The 18,470-nt window shown below is 72.6% G+C and carries 15 protein-coding genes and 2 tRNA genes; 11 read left to right on the top strand and 6 right to left on the bottom strand.

Annotated elements, in window-relative coordinates; translation table 11 throughout:
* Positions 1–53: 53 nt before the first annotated feature.
* The gene (locus ABT116_RS14880) at positions 54–4,988 is read right to left on the bottom strand and encodes a hybrid sensor histidine kinase/response regulator (protein ID WP_351632661.1); all 4,935 of its coding nucleotides are present in this window, start codon (positions 4,986–4,988) and stop codon (positions 54–56) included.
* Between the two features lie 506 nt (positions 4,989–5,494).
* Positions 5,495–6,013 carry an SSI family serine proteinase inhibitor gene (locus ABT116_RS14875; protein WP_351632659.1) on the bottom strand — a complete coding sequence of 173 codons (519 nt, stop codon included), beginning with the start codon at positions 6,011–6,013 and terminating at the stop codon, positions 5,495–5,497.
* Between the two features lie 183 nt (positions 6,014–6,196).
* Between ABT116_RS14875 and ABT116_RS14870 the strand changes: the two genes are divergently transcribed.
* Together ABT116_RS14870 and ABT116_RS14865 are read left to right on the top strand one after the other, a co-directional pair.
* A tRNA-Ser gene (locus ABT116_RS14870) sits at positions 6,197–6,287 on the top strand.
* 196 nt (positions 6,288–6,483) lie between these two features.
* Positions 6,484–6,556: transfer RNA gene (locus ABT116_RS14865), tRNA-Arg, on the top strand.
* A gap of 48 nt (positions 6,557–6,604) precedes the next feature.
* On the opposite strand, the gene ABT116_RS14860 is transcribed toward ABT116_RS14865, so the two are convergent.
* The 3 genes from ABT116_RS14860 to ABT116_RS14850 are packed head-to-tail and all read right to left on the bottom strand — an operon-like array spanning position 6,605 to position 8,163.
* Positions 6,605–7,027, bottom strand: coding sequence for an arsenate reductase ArsC (locus tag ABT116_RS14860; RefSeq protein WP_351632657.1), 423 nt, complete (start codon positions 7,025–7,027; stop codon positions 6,605–6,607).
* Positions 7,028–7,057: 30 nt separating this feature from the next.
* Positions 7,058–7,792: an aquaporin gene (locus tag ABT116_RS14855; RefSeq protein ID WP_351632654.1), complete on the bottom strand. Its 735-nt coding sequence runs from the start codon at positions 7,790–7,792 to the stop codon at positions 7,058–7,060.
* Positions 7,789–8,163 (bottom strand): ArsR/SmtB family transcription factor, encoded by a 375-nt coding sequence (locus ABT116_RS14850; protein ID WP_351632651.1) that lies wholly within the window; start codon positions 8,161–8,163, stop codon positions 7,789–7,791. The genes ABT116_RS14855 and ABT116_RS14850 overlap by 4 nt, the downstream gene beginning before the upstream one ends.
* A gap of 105 nt (positions 8,164–8,268) precedes the next feature.
* Between ABT116_RS14850 and arsM the strand changes: the two genes are divergently transcribed.
* Together arsM and ABT116_RS14840 are read left to right on the top strand one after the other, a co-directional pair.
* Entirely contained in the window at positions 8,269–9,159 is an 891-nt protein-coding gene (gene arsM / locus ABT116_RS14845) for an arsenite methyltransferase (RefSeq protein ID WP_351632648.1), read from the top strand.
* A gap of 123 nt (positions 9,160–9,282) precedes the next feature.
* Positions 9,283–9,549, top strand: a complete 267-nt coding sequence (locus ABT116_RS14840; RefSeq protein ID WP_351632645.1) for a hypothetical protein — start codon at positions 9,283–9,285, stop codon at positions 9,547–9,549.
* 43 nt (positions 9,550–9,592) lie between these two features.
* Here the strand turns inward: ABT116_RS14840 and ABT116_RS14835 are convergent, their stop codons facing one another.
* Complete coding sequence (locus ABT116_RS14835; protein WP_351632643.1) at positions 9,593–10,069, bottom strand: MarR family winged helix-turn-helix transcriptional regulator; 477 nt, start codon at positions 10,067–10,069, stop codon at positions 9,593–9,595.
* A 95-nt stretch (positions 10,070–10,164) separates the two neighbouring features.
* Here ABT116_RS14835 and ABT116_RS14830 point away from each other — a divergent pair, with 95 nt between their 5' ends.
* From ABT116_RS14830 to ABT116_RS14800, 7 genes are all read left to right on the top strand, one after another.
* On the top strand, positions 10,165–10,557 hold the full coding sequence (locus tag ABT116_RS14830; RefSeq protein ID WP_351632640.1) for an HGxxPAAW family protein: 393 nt from the start codon (positions 10,165–10,167) through the stop codon (positions 10,555–10,557).
* Positions 10,558–10,670: 113 nt separating this feature from the next.
* Positions 10,671–11,543 carry a DUF2797 domain-containing protein gene (locus ABT116_RS14825; RefSeq protein ID WP_351632638.1) on the top strand — a complete coding sequence of 291 codons (873 nt, stop codon included), beginning with the start codon at positions 10,671–10,673 and terminating at the stop codon, positions 11,541–11,543.
* 253 nt (positions 11,544–11,796) lie between these two features.
* Positions 11,797–12,537 carry a response regulator transcription factor gene (locus ABT116_RS14820; RefSeq protein ID WP_351632636.1) on the top strand — a complete coding sequence of 247 codons (741 nt, stop codon included), beginning with the start codon at positions 11,797–11,799 and terminating at the stop codon, positions 12,535–12,537.
* Positions 12,534–14,141 carry a HAMP domain-containing sensor histidine kinase gene (locus ABT116_RS14815; RefSeq protein ID WP_351632633.1) on the top strand — a complete coding sequence of 536 codons (1,608 nt, stop codon included), beginning with the start codon at positions 12,534–12,536 and terminating at the stop codon, positions 14,139–14,141. The genes ABT116_RS14820 and ABT116_RS14815 overlap by 4 nt, the downstream gene beginning before the upstream one ends.
* A gap of 14 nt (positions 14,142–14,155) precedes the next feature.
* On the top strand, positions 14,156–15,538 hold the full coding sequence (locus ABT116_RS14810; RefSeq protein ID WP_351632630.1) for a bifunctional glycosyltransferase family 2/GtrA family protein: 1,383 nt from the start codon (positions 14,156–14,158) through the stop codon (positions 15,536–15,538).
* A complete protein-coding gene (locus tag ABT116_RS14805; protein ID WP_351632627.1) occupies positions 15,535–17,736 on the top strand; it encodes an ArnT family glycosyltransferase in 2,202 nt (733 codons plus the stop codon). The genes ABT116_RS14810 and ABT116_RS14805 overlap by 4 nt, the downstream gene beginning before the upstream one ends.
* 106 nt (positions 17,737–17,842) lie before the next feature.
* The coding region (locus ABT116_RS14800; RefSeq protein WP_351632624.1) for an MFS transporter at positions 17,843–18,470 on the top strand (628 nt) is incomplete at its 3' end.

The following is an 18,470-nucleotide window of genomic DNA, read 5'->3' as shown; positions in this document are numbered from 1 at the left end:
TCCCGGCGCTCGCCCGTGGGGCAGGCGGACTTCGCGGACCCGGCCCAGACCTGCTAGTTGGTCCCGATCCGGCTGAGCAGATCGACGATCCGGGACTGCACCTCGTTGCTGGTCGACCGCTCCGCGAGGAACAGCACCGTCTCCCCGGATGCCAGCCGCGGCAGATCGGCCTGGTCGACGGCGGCGGTGTAGACGACGAGCGGGGTGCGGTTGAGCTGCCCGTTCGCCCGCAGCCAGTCGACGATCCCGGCGTACCCCTCCTGCCGCCGCTGCACCTGCAGCAGGTCCATCACGACCAGGTTCGGCCGGAACTGTCCCGCCAGCGTCACCGCGTCCGCGTCACTCGCGGCCCGCGCGACCTGCATCCCGCGCCGCTCCAGGGTCGCCGTCAGCGCCAGCGCGATCTCCGCGTGCTCCTCGATCAGCAGGACCCGCGGCGGGTGCTGCTCGGTGTCGCGCGGCGCCAGTGCCTTCAGCAGCACGGCCGGATCGGCGCCGTACGCCGCGTCCCGCGAGGCCTGCCCGAGCCCGGCCGTGACCAGCACGGGCACCTCGGCGGCCACGGCGGCCTGCCGCAGCGACTGCAGTGCCGTACGCGTGATCGGCCCGGTCAGCGGGTCGACGAACAGCGCGGCCGGGAACGCCGCGATCTGCGCGTCGACCTCCTCGCGCGAGTTCACGATCACCGGCCGGTAGCCGCGGTCGCTCAACGCCTGCTGGGTGCTGACGTCCGGCGCGGGCCACACCAGCAGCCGCCGCGGGTTGTCCAGCGGCTCGGGCGGCAACTCGTCGTCCATCGGCTGCGGCCGCGGCGGATCGGCCACCTCGACCGCCCCACCGGGCCCGTCCAGCGGCTCGGGCCCCTCTGCGGCGTTCTCATCCGGTGCGCCTATGGCGTACGACCGTCCGCCGCCCTCGGTCATCTGCGCGAGGCGGGACTGACCGGCGAGGGACGGCTGTGCCGGGACGGGTGCGGTGGCCGGGGCGGGGACCTGTGCGGCGACCGGCGGCGGCGTGTGGTCGGACGCCGGATGCGGCCGCGCGGCCTGCTCCGGACGGGGCCCCTGGCCCGCCGGACGCGGCTGCCCCTGCTCCGGGCGGGCCGCCTGGTCCGTACGCGCCGCGGGGTCGGGCGGCGTGCCGAGCTTGCGGCGCCGGCCCGATCCGCCCGGCTGGTGCGGGGGAGGCGTCGCCGACTGCGGCGCGGCGGACTGCGGGACGGCGGACTGCGGGACGGATACGGCCGACGGCTGCTGGACCTGGGCCGCCTGCCGGGTGAACGGCACACCCTGGCCGAGCGTCCGCACGCTGATCGCCCGCCCGTGCGTGGAGTTCGGATCGACGGGTGCCGAGGCCTCCGCGGGCAACGGCTGAGCCGCCCGCGGCGCGCCCTCCGGCGGCAGCGGCGTGCCCGGCGCGGGCGTGTGCTGCTGCGCGGCCCGGGGCGGCGCGCCGTTCGCGGGCGCCGGGTGCGCGGTCCCGGTCCCCGACGTGTCGTCGGCGGCGGGCCAGGGCCGGGCGGCCGGGGTGCCGCCGTGCGGCGGGGTGCCGTGGGCGTTCGTGCCGTGGGCGTTCGTGCCCGGAGCCGTAGCTCCCTGGGCCGGGGTCCCCTGAGGCGGAGTCGCCTGGGCGGGCGCGCCCTGGGGTGGGGCGCCCTGCCCCGGAGCGGCCTCCGCGGGGAGCGGCCGGCCGGCGGCGGGCTGCTGACCCGGTACGGCGACGCCCTGCTGCGGCAGGGGCCGGGCCGGGGCCTGAGGCTGCAGGACCTGCCCCGGGAGGGCCGCCTGCACACTCTGCCCGAGCCCACCCTGAGCGGGTACGGACACGCCCTGCGGCGGCACGGCGTGTGCCTGCGGAGGTACGGCGTTCCCCTGCGGATGAACGGTGTTGCCCTGCGCGGGCACCGGCGCGCCCTGCTGCGGCACGGCCGTACCCGGCGCAACGGGGGCGGCGGCGACACCGCCCTGCACGGGCGCGGCCTGCCCCAGCGGGACCTGGCCGGTGGCGTCCTGCTGCGCGGGAACGCCCTGCGCGGCTCCGGCGGGCACGGGCCCTGCCGGGAAGGAAGCGGCAGGCATGGAACCCGGAGGCACGGGCCCTGCCGCCGGGGGGCCCACGGGTACGGCACCCGCAGGCACAGGACCCACAGGTGCGGAACCCGCCGGTACCGGCCCCACTTGGTCGGCAGCTGCCGGCACCGGCGCTCCGGCCTCCTCGGCCGGCTGCGGCGCCGCGACGGCCCGTCGCCGACGGCCGGTCGGCGCACTGGTCGGATGCGGCTGCGGCGGAGTGTGATCGGCGGACTGGTCGTGCGGAACGGCATCGTGCCGCCCCTCATCGGCGGCCCCGTCACCGGCGCCGGGCGCCCCGGGACCCGCCACGGCCTGCTGCGGCTGCCCCTGGACCGGCACCTGCCCCTGTCCTGGCACCTGCCCCTGGACGGGCACGACACCCGGCACCGCACCCGGCGCTGCATCCGGCACCGCATCCGGTGCGGCACCCGGCGTTCCGACGGGTCCGCCGGTGACCTGCTGCCCCTGGCCGGCCTGGGCCGGGGCTTCCTGCTGGGCGGGGGGCGGAGTCTGATCGGACCCGGCCGGCGGCAGCGCGAACACCGGACGCGGCCCGGCCGCCTCCTGCGCGGCGGCCGCCCGCTCGTTGGCCGCGGCCAGCGCACGCCGCCGACGCCCGGTCGGCTGCCGGCCCTGGCCCTCAGCCGCATCGGCGGAACCGTCGGCGTCACCGCCGGACGACGGCGCGGGCAGAGCGGGCGGCAGCGCCGCCTGCTCACCGGGCTCCCGCCGGGCCCGTCGCCCGGACGGCGCGGGCACGCCCTGCGGTGGCACGGTTCCGCCCAGGCCCGTGTTCGAGGCGGCGGTCCCCGCCGCGTGCTCGGCGGCCGTCACCACGGCCCCCTCGGCGATGCCCTGGACGGCACTGCCGACGGCACCCGCACCGGCTTCCTCGGCCGCGCGCCGCCTACGCCCGGTGCCGCCGGACGGGCCGTCCGCCGCGGCGTCCTCACCGGAGGCCTGCGCCGGAAGAGCGGCCGGCTCCCCGGCAGCCCGCCGCCTGCGGCGCCCGGTGGGAACGGCCCCGTCGGCTCCGGGGCCACCGGTCCCCTCGACTCCGGGAGCACCGGCCCCGTCGCCCTCACCACCCGGAACGTCTCCGTCCAGGAAGGCATCGGTGGTGGCCCGCCGCGCCCGGCGCCGCCCGCCACCGGAGCTCTGCTCAGCGGCGTCGACGGCAGCGGGGTCGGCGAGAGCGGGATCGACGAGAGCGAGCGCGGCGGACTCGTCCACCGGCTGGACGGCGACCGCCCCGGCCCCGCCCCCGATCGGCACCTCGAGGACGTACGCGCTCCCGCTCATCCCCGGCACGTCATGCGTCTGCAGCACACCGCCGTGGGCCCGGACGATCCCGCGCACGATGGGCTCGTGCACGGTGTCGCCACCGGCGTACGGCCCGCGCACCTCGATGCGTACGACCTCGCCGCGCTGCGCCGCCGCCACCACGACCGTGTTGTCCAGGTAACCGCCCGCCGACACGGGCGTGTTGCCGGTCGCGTCGACCCCCGCCACGTCCGCGACGAGATGCGCGAGCGCGGTCGCGAGCAGCCGGGGATCGACCTCGGCCTCGATGGGCGGCGCGTGCACGGCGAACTGCACCCGCCCGGGCCCGATGAGCTCGACGGCCCCGTCGACCCCGGCGGCGACGACGGCGTCCAGCATCACCTTCGTACGGGCGACGCTCTCGCTGCCCGCGTCGAGCCGCTGGTACCCGAGGACGTTGTCGATCAGTGTCGTGATGCGCGCATAGCCGGCCGACAGGTGGTGCAGCACCTGGTTGGCCTCGGGCCACAGCTGCCCGGCGTCGTCGGCGGCGAGCGCGGCCAGCTCGCGGCGCAGCTCCTCCAGGGGCCCGCGCAGCGACCGGCCGAGCAGGGTCAGCAACTGCTCGTGCCGGGCGGCGAGCGCCTCGAACCGGTCCTTCTCCCGCTCTCCGAGCGCCGCGTAACGGTCCTCGTGGGCGGCGAGTTCCTCGGCGTGCCGCTCGGTCAGCTCCTCCAGCTCGGTGACGTGCTGCTGGCGCAGCGCGGTGAGCTCGGAGGCGTGCTCCTCGGCGATCCGCTCCAGTTCCTCGGCGTGACGCTTCTCCGCCGCTTCCTTCTCCTCGACGACGGCGTCGTAGGGACGCCGGTCGGTGAAGGTCATCACGGCGCCGACGAGCTGGTCGCCGTCGCGCACGGGCGCGGTCGTCAGGTCGACCGGCACCTTGCGGCCGTCCTTGGCGTACAGCACCTGCCCGCGCACTCGGTGCTTGCGCCCGGAGCGCAGGGTGTCGGCGAGCGGCGAGTCCTCGTACGGGAAGGGCGAGCCGTCGGCGCGCGAGTGCAGCACGAGGTCGTGCAGTTCGCGCCCGCCGAGGTCGCTGGCCCGGAAACCCAGTATCTGGGCGGCGGCCGGGTTGACGAGCACGATCCGCCCGTCGGTGTCGGTGCCGACGACGCCCTCGGCCGCGGCCCGCAGGATCATCTCGGTCTGCCGCTGGGACCGGGCGAGCTCGGCCTCGGTGTCGACGGTCCCGGACAGGTCCCGCACGACGAGCATGAGCAGCTCGTCGCCGGTGTAGCCGTAACCGTCGTAGGCCTGCTGCCCGTTCTCAAGATTCGCACTGGTGACCTCGACGGGGAACTCGGTCCCGTCGGTCCTGCGCGCGATCATCCGGGTGGGCTTGGTCCGGGCGTGTGGATCGAGGTGTTCAGGCCGCCGCATGGAGCCGGGGATGAGCTTGGAGTCGAACTGCGGCAGCAGATCGAGCAGCCCGCGCCCCACCAGAGCGGTCCCCGGGGTCTCGAAGGCCTCCAGGGCGATGGTGTTGGCGTTGACGACCGTGCCATTGGCGTTGACCAGGACCAACGCGTCGGGAAGCGCGTCCAGTATGGCTGCGAGGCGAGCAGCGCCTCGGGATGGCCTGCTGCTCACGAGACGCTTCCTCCCTGTTACCGCACCTTGCCGACCGCTCGGGCCATCTTGCCAACCGTCCCGCGGCGTGTCACGCGAGGGAGTCTAAGGGTTGCGGTTGCGCTCGCGACGCCGGATGAGAGGGAGGTCGCACGAGGAAGTGACCCCGAACTGACGACCGGGTAACCGTCAAACGCCCGCCCTCCTGCGACGACGTCGCGCGACCTTCGCGAGACCTTTACGACGACGGCTTTTCTGTACCTTTTGGCCGGGCTGGCGTGATGGGGGCGGAGAGTGGCGCAAATGGGATGCGCGGCGTGAGGCGGCAGGACGCCGCTCAGGGGTTCGCCCCCTCGACGACTGTCGCCCCGAAGGCCTGTCGCCCCGACGGCCCGCCGTCCTGCCACCCCACGCCCAGCCGCCGAGCACGGGCCGCCGTGCGGTGCAGTGCCGTGCCGAGCGGACGGGCGGGGTGGGGTGAACGGACGGGGCGGGCGTACGGACCGACGGGCTTACGCACGGGTGGCTCAGGCCTTGGCGCCTCGGTTGCCTCCCATTCCCGGCAGCAGCGGCACGAGCCGGTCCCACCGGGAGATCTGGCAGCCGTCGCGGCGGTCGTACGTGGCGTCGACGGGCCGTCCGGCCCAGGTGCCGGTGACGTGCGCGGTGGCCGGGCCGCCGTACTGCATGGTGCAGAAGCCGCCCTCCGGTGCGGGCGCGAAGACGTCCTGCCCCCACCGCGTGTCCCGCTCGAGGACGTCACAGGCGCCGCCCGGGTCGGGGTGGCTGCCGCCGTCGGGGTTGCAGTACAGCTCGAACGTTCCGTCGGCCCCGCCGCCGGCGTTCCGCACGGTGACGGTGAGGTGATCCCGGCCCGGGCCGTCGCCGGGCCTGGTCGGGGACAGCAGAGCGGTTCCGTCGGCCTGGGCATACGCGGCCGGGGGCACCGCGGTCAGCGACCCGGCGACGGCGACGGAGGTGGCGGCGCCGACGAGGAAGCGCCGCAGGACGGGGCGGGCGGTGGCCCGGGGAGTGGCACGCAACATGCCCTGCCTAACGCGACGGGGCCACGGATGTTGCGCGGGGACGCCCGAGCGGGGGCCACACGGCCTGACAAGGTCTTTGCCCCGTGCCCGTCCCGCCTAGTACCGTGGGGGTCGATTGGTGACAGCACGCTCGACTGTGTCATCATCGGCACGCACCGCTCGCGCTCGCGCGGGAGTGATGCTGGAGGCGTCGCCTAGTCCGGTCTATGGCGCCGCACTGCTAATGCGGTTTGGGTCTTAAAGCCCATCGAGGGTTCAAATCCCTCCGCCTCCGCACTCGATCACGAAGCCCCGGTCACCCGACCGGGGCTTCGTTGTCGTTGCCCTCGGAAGTGCGGCCTGAAGTGACGTTTTCGCAGCTCACAAGGGGTGCGGCTAACGGATTTCACATGGCGGCGGCAGTCATGTAATGTTCTTCCTGTCGCCGCGAGCGAGCCGGAAGGCCCGAGAGCGGCGAAAAAACAGAACAAGCACTCGTAGCTTAACGGATAGAGCATCTGACTACGGATCAGAAGGTTGCAGGTTCGAATCCTGCCGAGTGCACAGCAGACCAGAGGCCCTGTGGAGTAATCCACAGGGCCTCTGGCTTTGTCATGCCGGAGCCGAAATGCCCAGCTCGGCGAGCAGCCCACGCACGCGCTGCTCGATCTCGTCCCGGATGGGCCGGACCGCGCTGACGCCCTGTCCCGCCGGGTCCTTCAACTGCCAGTCCAGGTATCGCTTACCGGGGAAAACGGGGCAGGCGTCGCCGCAGCCCATCGTGATCACCACGTCTGAGGCCTGAACGGCGTCGGTGGTCAGGACTTTCGGGACTTCGGCCGAGATGTCGATGCCCACCTCGCCCATGGCCTGAACGACGGCCGGGTTGACCGCGTCGGCTGGGGCGGAACCAGCCGAACGCACCTCGACCCGGCCCTCCGCGAGGTGGGTGAGGAATGCGGCGGCCATCTGGGAGCGGCCCGCGTTGTGGACGCAGACGAAGAGGGCCGAGGGGCGGGAGGCGGGAGTGCTCATGGCGGGCGTCTTTCCGGGAGGGCGGATGGGTCAGGGGGAGGCGAGTTCGCGTTCTCCGTGTGCGACGACGACCTCTTCCCCGGAGGGGGCAGGACGTCCGAACACCGCCATGACCGCGCCCAGCCCGAGAACAGCTCCGGCCAGTTGGGCCGCGATGAACGGAGTGACGGAGGCGGGGGCGATGCCGGCGAAGGTGTCGGTGAAGGCCCGGCCGATGGTCACTGCCGGGTTCGCGAACGACGTGGAAGAGGTGAACCAGTAGGCGGCCCCGATGTACGAGGCCACCGCTGTCGGCGCGAGGGATGTTCGGCCGATGCGCTCAAGGCCGAAGATCAGCAGAACCAGCCCGGCCGTGGCGACCACCTCGCCCAGCCACAGGTCGGAGGTGGATCGGTCGTGCGTGGACCACTTGATGAGGGGCTTGGCGAACATTGCGTCGGCGAGAATCGCCCCGCCGATGGCCCCGGCGATCTGTACGGACACGTACGCGCTCACGTCTCGCAGGGTGAGGCCGTCGGCCTTGCGAGGGCCCGTGAACCAGGCGGCAAGGGTGACGGCCGGGTTGAAGTGTGCGCCGGAGACCGGCCCGAACAACGTGATCAGTACGCCTAGACCGAAGACTGTGGCGAGGGAGTTGGCCAGCAGTTGCACGCCCGCGTCACGCGACAGTTCGGCGGCCTGGATGCCGGAGCCGACCACGATCGCCACCAGCAACCCGGTTCCTACGGCTTCAGCGGCGAGCCGGCGCCATAGGGGCGCGGTCATGCGCTTGCTCCGGCGCTCTGCGGCGCGGACAGGAACGCGGCGAGCCGGTCCAGGACGCCGGGCAGCACCCAGTAGTACACCCAGGTCCCGCGTCGCTCGCAGTCGATGAGCCCGGCCTGCCGGAGCAGCTTGAGGTGGTGGGAGATGGTCGGCTGGGACAGCTCGAAGGCCGGGGTCAGCTCGCACACGCAGACCTCGCCGCCCTCCCCGCGGGAGGCGATCATCGACATCAGCCGCAGCCGGACCGGGTCGCCCAGGGCCTTGAACACCTTCGCCAGTTCGGCCGCCTGGGCATCGTCCAGTGGCGCCGCAGACAGGCCCGCGCAACAGGCGGCGTCCTGGCCGATCACCTCAAGCTCTTGATTCGACATTCCTCTATGTTGACGTTTTTCGATTCAAGGCGCAAGGTTGCATCAATGAACGTCAATACAGGCCGTTCCGGGGCCCTGCCAGGCCCCGCCACCAGGGAGTGAGTCATGAGCGAGCAGTCCACCGACCTGCGTGAAACCGTCCGACAGCGCTACGCCTCAGCGGCGTTGAAGGTCACCGAGGGCGGCACGGCCTGTTGCGGGCCACAGCCGGTCGAGGTCGACGAGAGCTTCGGTTCGACCCTTTACGCCGCCGACGAGCGCGACGCCTTGCCTGCCGAGGCTGTCGCCGCATCGCTCGGCTGCGGCAACCCGACCGCCGTCGCGGAGCTGCGCGAGGGCGAACGAGTCCTCGACCTGGGGTCGGGCGGGGGCATCGATGTCCTGCTCTCCGCCCGACGCGTCGGCCCCACCGGTAAGGCGTACGGGGTGGACATGACCGACGAGATGCTGACTCTGGCCCTGGCCAACGCCGAGAAGGCGGGCGCGACGAACGTCGAGTTCCTGAAGGGCACCATCGAGTCCGTCCCGCTGCCCGCGAACACCGTCGATGTGGTGATCTCGAACTGTGTGATCAACCTGTCCGTCGACAAGCCGGCCGTGTTCGCCGAGGCCTTCCGCGTCCTGAAGCCCGGGGGCCGAATCGGCGTTTCAGACGTGGTCGCGGACGACACCCTCACCCCGGAGCAGCGGGCGGAGCGCGGCGACCACGTCGGCTGCATCGCCGGTGCTCTGTCCTTCGCCGAATACCGCCGGGGACTGGAGGCGGCCGGCTTCACGGCGGTCGAGATCACTCCCACCCACCCGGTTGCCGACGGCATGCATTCCGCGATCGTCCGCGCGGTCAAGCCCGCCGTCCGAACGGAGGCGGGCGACTCCTCCGCGGCCACCGAGTGTTGCGGCGTACGGGCCTGTTGCACCCCCGGCGAGCAGGCCACTGCTCCGATGACCACGGTCGCCGAGGCCAAGGCTGCGAGCGGCTGCGGCTGCCAGGGCTGAGGCAACCTTGGCGGCAGCGACGGCACACGCAAGCCGTCGGACGCCACTGCCGTGTCGTCGGTGGCGCGCCGGGTCGTGGAAGGGGACGCTGGAGTCGGGGGCAACGTGATGGAGAGGTGCTCCATGGCTCAGCCCAGCCCGGATCACAAGGCGCGCCAGCCGTTCCTCGCCCGCCCCGGCGTCCGCCGCTTCCTGCCGTTCGTTCTGATCACCGCGGTCGCTCTGATCTTCATCTTCGAGAACCGCTCGGACGTCGAGATCCGTCTGCTCGTGCCGATCGTGACCATGCCGCTGTGGGGAGCCCTCCTGATCGCCTGGGCCCTCGGCATGCTCGCCTGCGTCTTCACCGTGCGCCGACGGTCGAGCCGGCACTCACGGCAGCCCAGGTAGAGGCCGGCGCCTACGGGACCCGGTGCCCGGCCGGGGGCTTGGTTCAGTCCGGGCGGCAGTGTTCTTCCAGGTAGGTCGCCGCCAGCGTGCTCGCGCGGGTGAACCAGTCGTGCAGGACCGCGATCTCGTCCGGTGAGTACTCCGCGAAGAGGTGCGTGAGGCGGGCGTAGTACGGCTCGTAGACCTCCCGCACCCGGGCGACCGCGTCGGGCTGGGCCGCGACGCGGATGCGGCGGCGGTCCGTCGGGTCGGGGCGGCGGGTGATGTATCCGGCGCGCTCCAGGCGATTGAGGATGCCGGTGACCGCGCCGGTGGTGACGTGGACGCGAGCCGCCAGGTCACCTGCCGTCGGCAGGTTCTCGCCGGCCTCGATGACATAGGCGAAGCAGGTGAGGTCGGTCACACTCAAGCCCACCTGTTGGGCGATCTCGTGCTGTCCGACCAGGTGAGTCGCGATGAGCTGGTCCATCGCCGACAGCGCCTGCTCCGGTGTCGCGGCCGGACGAGGCTTCGCGTGCATTCCCAGATCCCTTAGTTCGTGAGATGTTTGGGTTTTAAAAGTCTTAGAAGGTGAGGGGTTCGGTGGGTCGGACCCTCGGTGCGAGGGAGTGGCACGTGAGTGCACATCAGTATGACCACGGGCACACGCTCGCGGGATGGGTCGGCTGTGGCATCGGCACGGTCGGGGCGGGTGTGGCCGGGCTGGGAGTCTGCACCGTCTCCGGCGTGCTGATCGCCGGCGGACTGGCGATCGGGGTCGTGGCTCTGCTCGTCACCTGGGCTCTGCACCTCGCCGGGTGGGGGAAGGGGCCGGGCGTGCGGCCCCGGGCGGAGTGGGGCTGGCGCGTGCGGGACTCGGCGGCGCCGGGCGGGCACGAGGAGTGCCTGGGGTGTCGGCTGGCTGGGCGCGGGCGGCGTGCGGCGGGTGCGGTGCCGCCGGTCATGCCGGTGCAGCGCGCGGGCGAGCAGGAGACCGTCGCCGCGGTAGGGGCCGACTCCGTGAGGTGAGGCCGGCCCTCGTCCGACAGCTCCCACCGTCGGCCCCTACCCGCCGGGCCTCACCCGCCGCCCCTCCATCGGCCGCCCCCCGATGTCAGTGGTGCCCCCTACCCTCGGCAGAGATGGCACAGGCATGGAAGTGCTCGGGGCTGCGGTGGTCGGCGGATGGTCCCGTGCTGGTGTGGGGCGGCGGGCGGCGCAGTGCGCTGACCTGGGGGAAACGTGTGGCCTTCGGGGTCCCGGAAGGGAGCGTGCGCAGCTGCGTGGGGGCCCGGGGGCATGCGTGCCCGCGGGGTGCGGTCGTTCCGGGGCGGAGCACGGGGGCCCGGTGCGAGGAGTGTGCGCGGCTGGACCGGGCGCACTCGGTGGCGGCGGACACCATCGCCGACGATCCACGGCCCTACCGCGTGTACCTGGCGTGGTTCGGACCCGGCATGGTCAAGGTCGGGATCACGGCCCGGGAGCGGGGGAGCGCGCGGCTGCTCGAACAGGGAGGCGTCTGTTTCAGCTGGCTCGGCGTCGGTCCGCTCATGGCCGCGCGGCGTACGGAGGAGCTGCTCAGGGCCGCCCTGCGGGTGCCCGACCGGATCCCGTACGCCGAGAAGCGGGCCGTGCGGGCCGCGCTGCCGGAGGCCGCCGCCGACCGGGCCCGTGAGGTCGCCGAGCTGTACGAGCGGGCGGTCGCGCTCCCCGCGTGGCCGGAGTCGCTCGTACGGGAGCCGCTGCGGGTCGTCGACCACGTGGGGGTGTTCGGGCTCGCCGGGGTGCCCGTGGCCGTCGGGGACGTGCGCGAGCTCGTCGCCGGGGGCGCGGTCGGCGGGGAGCTGGTCGCGGCCGCCGGACCCGATCTGCATCTGGCCACCGGCGCCGGGGTCGTGGTGCTCGACACGCGGTTGATGACCGGGTGGGGGCTGGTGCCCGCCACGGGGAGTGAAGTGACCGTCCCGATCAGGCAGTTCAAGGAGGTCGCGGGCGTGCAGGACGGCTTGTTCTGACACCGGCAGGGACTCCCGGGCGTTCCCTGAGCGGCCCGGCTTGTTCTGAACCGTCCAGGCTTCCCCGGGCGTTCCCTGAGCGGCCCGGCCAGTTCTGAATCGAGCCGGCTTCCCCAGGCGTTCCCTGAGCAGCCCGGCCTGTTCCGAACCGAGCGGGCTTCCCAGGCGCCCCCTGAGAAGCGCCTGTGTGTTTCTCAGAGAAATCACAGGTTGGCGAAAGCGTGTTCTCAGAGGCCCTCGACATCGTGTTCACATGACCACGACCTCGCCCCAGGGGCGCACCGAACTGCTCAGGCCGGACGGGAGCCCCGTCCGCGTGCTTGTGGTGGACGACGAGCTGTCGATCACGGAGCTGCTGTCCATGGCCCTGCGCTACGAGGGGTGGCAGATCCGGAGTGCCGGTGACGGCACGGGCGCCATCCAGACCGCCCGCGACTTCCGGCCCGACGCCGTCATCCTCGACATGATGCTGCCCGACATGGACGGGCTGGCCGTCCTCGGGCGGCTGCGCCGGGAACTGCCGGACGTGCCCGTGCTGTTCCTGACCGCCAAGGACGCCGTCGAGGACCGGATCGCCGGGCTGACGGCCGGCGGGGACGACTACGTCACCAAGCCGTTCAGCCTCGAAGAGGTCGTCGCGCGGCTGCGGGGGCTGATACGCCGCTCCGGTGCCGCCGACCGGCGCTCGGACTCCACGCTGGTCGTCGGCGACCTCACCCTCGACGAGGACAGCCACGAGGTGACCCGGGCCGGGGACAACATACATCTGACCGCCACCGAGTTCGAGCTGCTGCGGTTCCTGATGCGCAATCCGCGGCGCGTGCTCAGCAAGGCGCAGATCCTCGACCGCGTGTGGTCGTACGACTTCGGCGGCCAGGCCAACGTCGTCGAGCTGTACATCTCCTATCTGCGGCGGAAGATCGACGCCGGGCGCGAGCCGATGATCCACACGCGGCGCGGTGCCGGTTACCTGATCAAGCCCGCGGCGTCATGAGCGGACGGCGGCGGCCGGGTACGCAGCGGCGGGCGGGCAGGCGTTGGGCAGGCAAGCCGCGCACGCTGCGGACACGGCTCGTCGTCGCGTCCGTGGTGCTGATCGCCGTGGTGTGTGCGGTGATCGGAACGGTGACGACGCTGGCCCTCAGGTCCCATCTGTACGAGCAGTTGGACGGGCAACTCGACGGAGCGGCGTCCAGGGCCGCGCTCAGCCCACCCCGGGAGCCCGGTGACGACGGGACCGACGGGCCCGCGAAGAACAAGGTGGAGAGTCTCACCGACTTCGTCACGAAGGGGCCGCAGCCGGGCGGTACGGTCGCCGCCAAGATCGAGGGCGGCCGGATCACCGAGTCCGCGTACGGCGTCTCCGAGGACAAGTACCGCATCACCGCGCGGTCGCTGAACTCCGAGCAGAGAGCCGCCCTCGCCTCCGTGCCACAGACCGAGGAGACGCTGCGGACCGTCGACATCCCCGGCCTCGGTGAGTACCGGGTCGAGTACAAGAGCGGTGACAAGGGCAGCTACTACGTGGCCATCCCGACCACGGATGTCACCAACACCGTCAACACCCTCATCCTGGTCGAGATCAGCGTCACCGGCGCCGGTCTCGCCGCCGCCGGTCTCGCCGGTTCCGTACTGGTCGGCGTCGCCACCCGCCCCCTGCGCCGCGTCGCCGCCACCGCCACCCGGGTCTCCGAACTCCCCCTGCACACCGGCGAGGTGAACCTCAGCGAGCGGGTTCCCGACTCCGAGACCGACCCGTACACCGAGGTCGGGCAGGTCGGTGCCGCGCTCAACCGGATGCTCGACCACGTCCACGGGGCGCTGCACGCACGGCAGCAGAGCGAGACGCGGGTCCGACAGTTCGTCGCCGACGCCAGTCACGAGCTGCGCACCCCGCTCGCCTCCATCCGCGGCTACGCCGAACTCACCAGACGCGGGCGCGAGCACGTCGGGCCCGACACACGGCACGCCCTCGGCCGGATCGAGTCCGAGGCCGGCCGCATGACCCTGCTCGTCGAGGATCTGCTGCTGCTCGCCCGGCTCGACGCCGGCCGGCCCCTGCAGTTCGAGCAGACCGACCTCGTCCCGCTCGTCGTGGACACCATCAGCGACGCCCGTGCCGCCGGACAGGACCACAACTGGCGCCTCGACCTGCCCGACGAGCCCGCGCTCGTGTCGGCGGACGCGGCCCGGCTGCAACAGGTCCTGGTCAACCTGCTCGGCAACGCGCGCAGCCACACGCCACCCGGTACGACCGTCACCGCCCGCGTGCAGCGGCGCGGACCCTGGCTGTGCGTGGACGTGGAGGACAACGGGCAGGGCATCCCGGCCGAGTTGCTGCCGCACGTCTTCGAACGGTTCGCGCGCGGCGACTCCGCGCGTTCCCGCGCCCACGGTTCGACCGGCCTCGGCCTGGCCATCGTGCAGGCCGTGGCGACCGCGCACGGCGGTGCCGTGACCGTCGACAGCGTGCCCGGGCGGACCGTTTTCACCGTGCACCTGCCCGCGCTCCCGGCGCAGCCGCAGCCGGACATGAGCCGGCAACAGCACTCACAGGCACGCCACAGCGTCACCACATCGGCACGACAGGGCGCCTGACGAAAGTCGGTTCCATGCGAACCGACTCTTCTCCCGGCACCCTGCCGGCGCGGGAGCACCTCCCGGCCGCACCAGCCGGTACGCCTGTCCTGGACGTAGTGATCCCCGTCTACAACGAGGAGAAGGACCTCCAGCCGTGCGTCCGCAGACTGCACGAGCACCTCCACCGGACGTTCCCGTACGCGTTCCGCATCACGATCGCGGACAACGCCTCCATGGACACCACCCCGCAGGTGGCGCGGCAACTGGCGGCGGAGATCCCCGAGGTCACCACCTTCCGCCTGGAGCAGAAGGGGCGCGGCCGGGCCCTGCGGGCCGTCTGGTCCTCCTCGGACGCCCCGGTCCTCGCCTACATGGACGTGGACCTGTCCACCGACCTCAACGCCCTGCTGCCGCTGGTGGCGCCGCTGATCTCCGGCCATTCGGACCTCGCGATCGGCTCCCGGCTGGCCCGCAGTTCACGGGTGGTGCGCGGGCCCAAGCGGGAGTTCATCAGCCGGGCCTACAACCTCATCCTGCGCGGCTCGCTCCAGGCGCGGTTCTCGGACGCGCAGTGCGGCTTCAAGGCGATCCGCCGGGACGTGGCACAGGTGCTGCTGCCGCTCGTCGAGGACACCGGCTGGTTCTTCGACACCGAGATGCTGGTGCTCGCCGAGCGCGCGGGCCTCAGGATCCACGAGGTGCCGGTCGACTGGGTCGACGACCCCGACTCGACCGTGCACATCGTCAAGACCGCGACCGACGACCTCAAGGGCGTGTGGCGGGTCGGCAGGGCCCTGGCCACCGGTTCGCTCGCGCTGGACCGGCTCGCCCGGCCGTTCGGCGACGATCCGCGCGACCGTGACCTCGTGGACGTCCCGAAGGGACTGGCCCGCCAGCTGGTGGGGTTCTGCGTGGTCGGCGCCCTGTCCACCCTCTTCTACCTGCTGCTCTACAGCGGCTTCCGGGCCGTCACCGGCTCCCAGGTCGCCAACGCCCTCGCCCTGCTGGTCTCGGCGGTCGCCAACACCGCGGCCAACCGGCGGCTCACCTTCGGGGTGCGCGGGCGCGGCGGGGCCGTTCGGCACCAGGCGCAGGGCCTGGTCGTCTTCGGGATCGGGCTCGCCCTGACCAGTGGCTCGCTCGCGGCGCTGAACACGGCGACCTCCGAGCCCGCCCACTCCACCGAACTGGCCGTCCTCATCGCGGCCAACCTCGCGGCGACCGTGCTGCGCTTCCTGCTCTTCCGGGCGTGGGTGTTCCCCGACCGGCGCGAGGACGACTCTGCACGCGGCGCCTCGTCCCCGTACGACACCACCCCCTTCCGCGCCGGTGAAGTCGCGGACTCCTGGCGGGACGCCACCGTGCAGTTGCTGCCGGTGCGCCCGCACGACACCGATGCGAGGGACTTGCGATGACCGTCCACTTCGACCAACAGATCACCGACAGAGGCACGAGTGGGGGCACCCGGACGCGGTCCCCGCAACCCGCACCCGCGCCGCACGCCGGTGCCCCGGACCGGCGCTTCCCGCAGCGGCTGTGGCGCGGCCGCCCCGAGGACCCCCGCTGGGCCCGCCCGGCCTTCCTCGCCCTGCTGCTGGCAACGGCCGTGCTCTACCTGTACAACCTGAGCGCCTCCGGCTACGCCAACTCCTTCTACTCCGCGGCCGTGCAGGCCGGCAGCCAGTCCTGGAAGGCGTTCTTTTTCGGCTCGCTGGACGCGGCGAACGCCATCACCGTCGACAAGCCCCCGGCCGCCCTGTGGCCCATGGCCCTGTCCGTGCGGCTCTTCGGCCTCAGCTCCTGGGCGATCCTCGTGCCCGAGGTCTTCATGGGCGTCGGCACGGTGGCCGTCGTGTACGCGGCCGTGCGCCGCCGGTTCAGCCCCGCGGCCGGCCTGATCGCGGGCGCCGTGCTCGCGCTCACCCCCGTCGCGGCGCTGATGTTCCGCTTCAACAACCCGGACGCGATGCTGGCGCTGCTGATGGCGGCGGCCTGCTGGCTCGTCATCCGCGCCCTGGAGGAGGGCCGGACGAAGTGGCTGCTGTGGGCCGGTGCCGCGGTCGGCTTCGCCTTCCTCGCGAAGACGCTCCAGGCCTTCCTGATCCTGCCGCCGCTCGCCCTCGTCTACGGCGTCTGCGCCCCGGTACCGGTGCGGAAGCGGCTCGGGCAACTCGCCGCCGCCCTGGTCGCGATCGTCGTCTCCGGCGGCTGGTGGGTCGCGATCGTCGAACTCTGGCCCGCGTCCTCCCGCCCGTACATCGGCGGTTCGCAGAACAACAGCTTCCTGGAACTGACCTTCGGCTACAACGGTCTGGGCCGCCTCAACGGCGACGAGACCGGAAGCGTCGGTGGCGGCGGTGGCGGCGGTGGCGGCGGGAACGCCGGCGGCAACTGGGGCGAGACCGGCTGGGACCGGCTGTTCAGCTCCTCCATCGGCGGCCAGATCTCCTGGCTGATCCCGGCCGCGCTGATCCTGCTCGTCGCGGGGCTGGTGGCCACCCGCAAGGCCCGCCGGACCTCGGCGACCCGGGGCGCGTTCCTGGTGTGGGGCGGCGCGCTGCTCACCACCATGCTGGTCTTCAGCTACATGCAGGGCATCTTCCACGAGTACTACACGGTGGCCCTCGCCCCCTACATCGCCCCGCTGGTCGGCATGGGCGCGGCGCTGCTCTGGGAGAAGCGCGACAAGGCGTGGGCTTCGCTGACCCTGGCCGCCGCCATGACGGCGACCGCGGCCTGGGGGTACGTCCTGCTCAACCGTTCCTCCGACTACCTGCCCTGGCTCAAGTGGCTCGTCCTGGTCGGCGGTCTGACGGCGGCCCTCGGCCTGATCTTCGCCGGCCGGCTCGGCCGCCGACTGGCCCTGGGGGCGGCCGGGCTGGGCCTCGTCGCCGCGCTGGCCGGTCCGGCGGCGTACACCCTCACCACCGTGAACGAGGGGCACACCGGCTCGATCGTCACGGCGGGTCCGGCGGTCGCGGGCGGCCGCGGCGGCCCGGGCGGTGGCGGCGGCCCGGGCGGCGGCGGCTTCCCCGGTGGCGCCCCGGGCGGCGGCCAGAACCAGCGGAACGGCAACGGCAACGCCCAAGGGCAGCAGGGCAACGGCTTCCCCGGCGGCGGCTTCCCCGGTGGCGCCCCGGGCGGCGCCCAGAATCAGCAGGGCCAGAACCAGCAGAACGGCGACGGTGGCCGTACGGGCGGCGGTATGGAAGGCATGGGCGGCGGCGGTGGCGTCGGCGGTCTGCTCAACGGCGCGGGCGTCAGCGCGGAGGCGAAGAAGCTGCTGGAGACCGACGCCGACCGGTACACCTGGGCCGCGGCGGCCATCGGCGCCCAGAACGCGGCGAGTTACCAGCTGTCCACCGGCGACCCGGTGATGGCCATCGGCGGCTTCAACGGAACCGACCCGTCCCCGACCCTGGCCCAGTTCAAGCAGTACGTGGCGGACGGAAAGATCCACTACTTCATCGCCTCGGGCGGCATGGGCGGCGGCATGGGAGGCAGCGGCAACGGCACGTCCTCCCAGATCACCGCCTGGGTCGAGGCCAACTTCGAGAAGGTCACCGTCGGTTCGGCCACGTTCTACGACCTCACCCAGAAGGCGAGCAGCTGACACACCCCTGACCGGACGAAGGGCGGTGGCCGAAAGCCACCGCCCTTCACCGTCTCCGCCGAAACTTCGTTGTACGCCGTATAGGAACTGTTCTACGGTGTACAGCATGACGACGTCCCCCCAGGAAACGGCCCCGCCGCAGACGGCGCACGGAGGCCACCCGCAACGCTGGCTGATCCTCGGTGTCATCTGTCTCGCGCAGCTCACCGTGCTGCTCGACAACACGATCCTGAACGTGGCCATCCCCTCGCTCACCCGCGAGATGGACGCGACGACCGCCGACGTCCAGTGGATGATGAACGCCTACGCACTGGTGCAGTCCGGCCTGCTGCTCACCGCGGGCAACGCCGCCGACCGCTACGGCCGCAAGCTGCTGCTGATGTCGGGCCTGGCGATCTTCGGCGTGGGCTCGCTGGCGGCCGGGCTCTCGCAGAGCCCGGCCCAGCTGATCGCGGCCCGTGCGGGCATGGGCGTCGGCGGTGCGCTGCTGATGACCACGATCCTCGCGGTCGTCGTGCAGATCTTCGACGACCAGGAGCGGGTGAAGGCCATCGCGCTGTGGTCGACGGTCAGTTCGCTCGGGTTCGCGGCCGGGCCGCTGATCGGCGGTGTGATGCTGAACCACTTCTGGTGGGGTGCGATCTTCCTCATCAACATCCCCGTCGCGGTCGTGGGCCTGGTCGCGGTCGCCGCGCTGGTGCCGGAGTCGAAGCACAAGGCCGGTGACCGGCCCG

The organism is Streptomyces sp. NPDC002130, from assembly GCF_040296465.1.
Taxonomy (GTDB): domain Bacteria; phylum Actinomycetota; class Actinomycetes; order Streptomycetales; family Streptomycetaceae; genus Streptomyces.
Note: the sequence above shows the minus strand (reverse complement) of the source record. Positions and strands in the feature narration are given on the sequence as shown.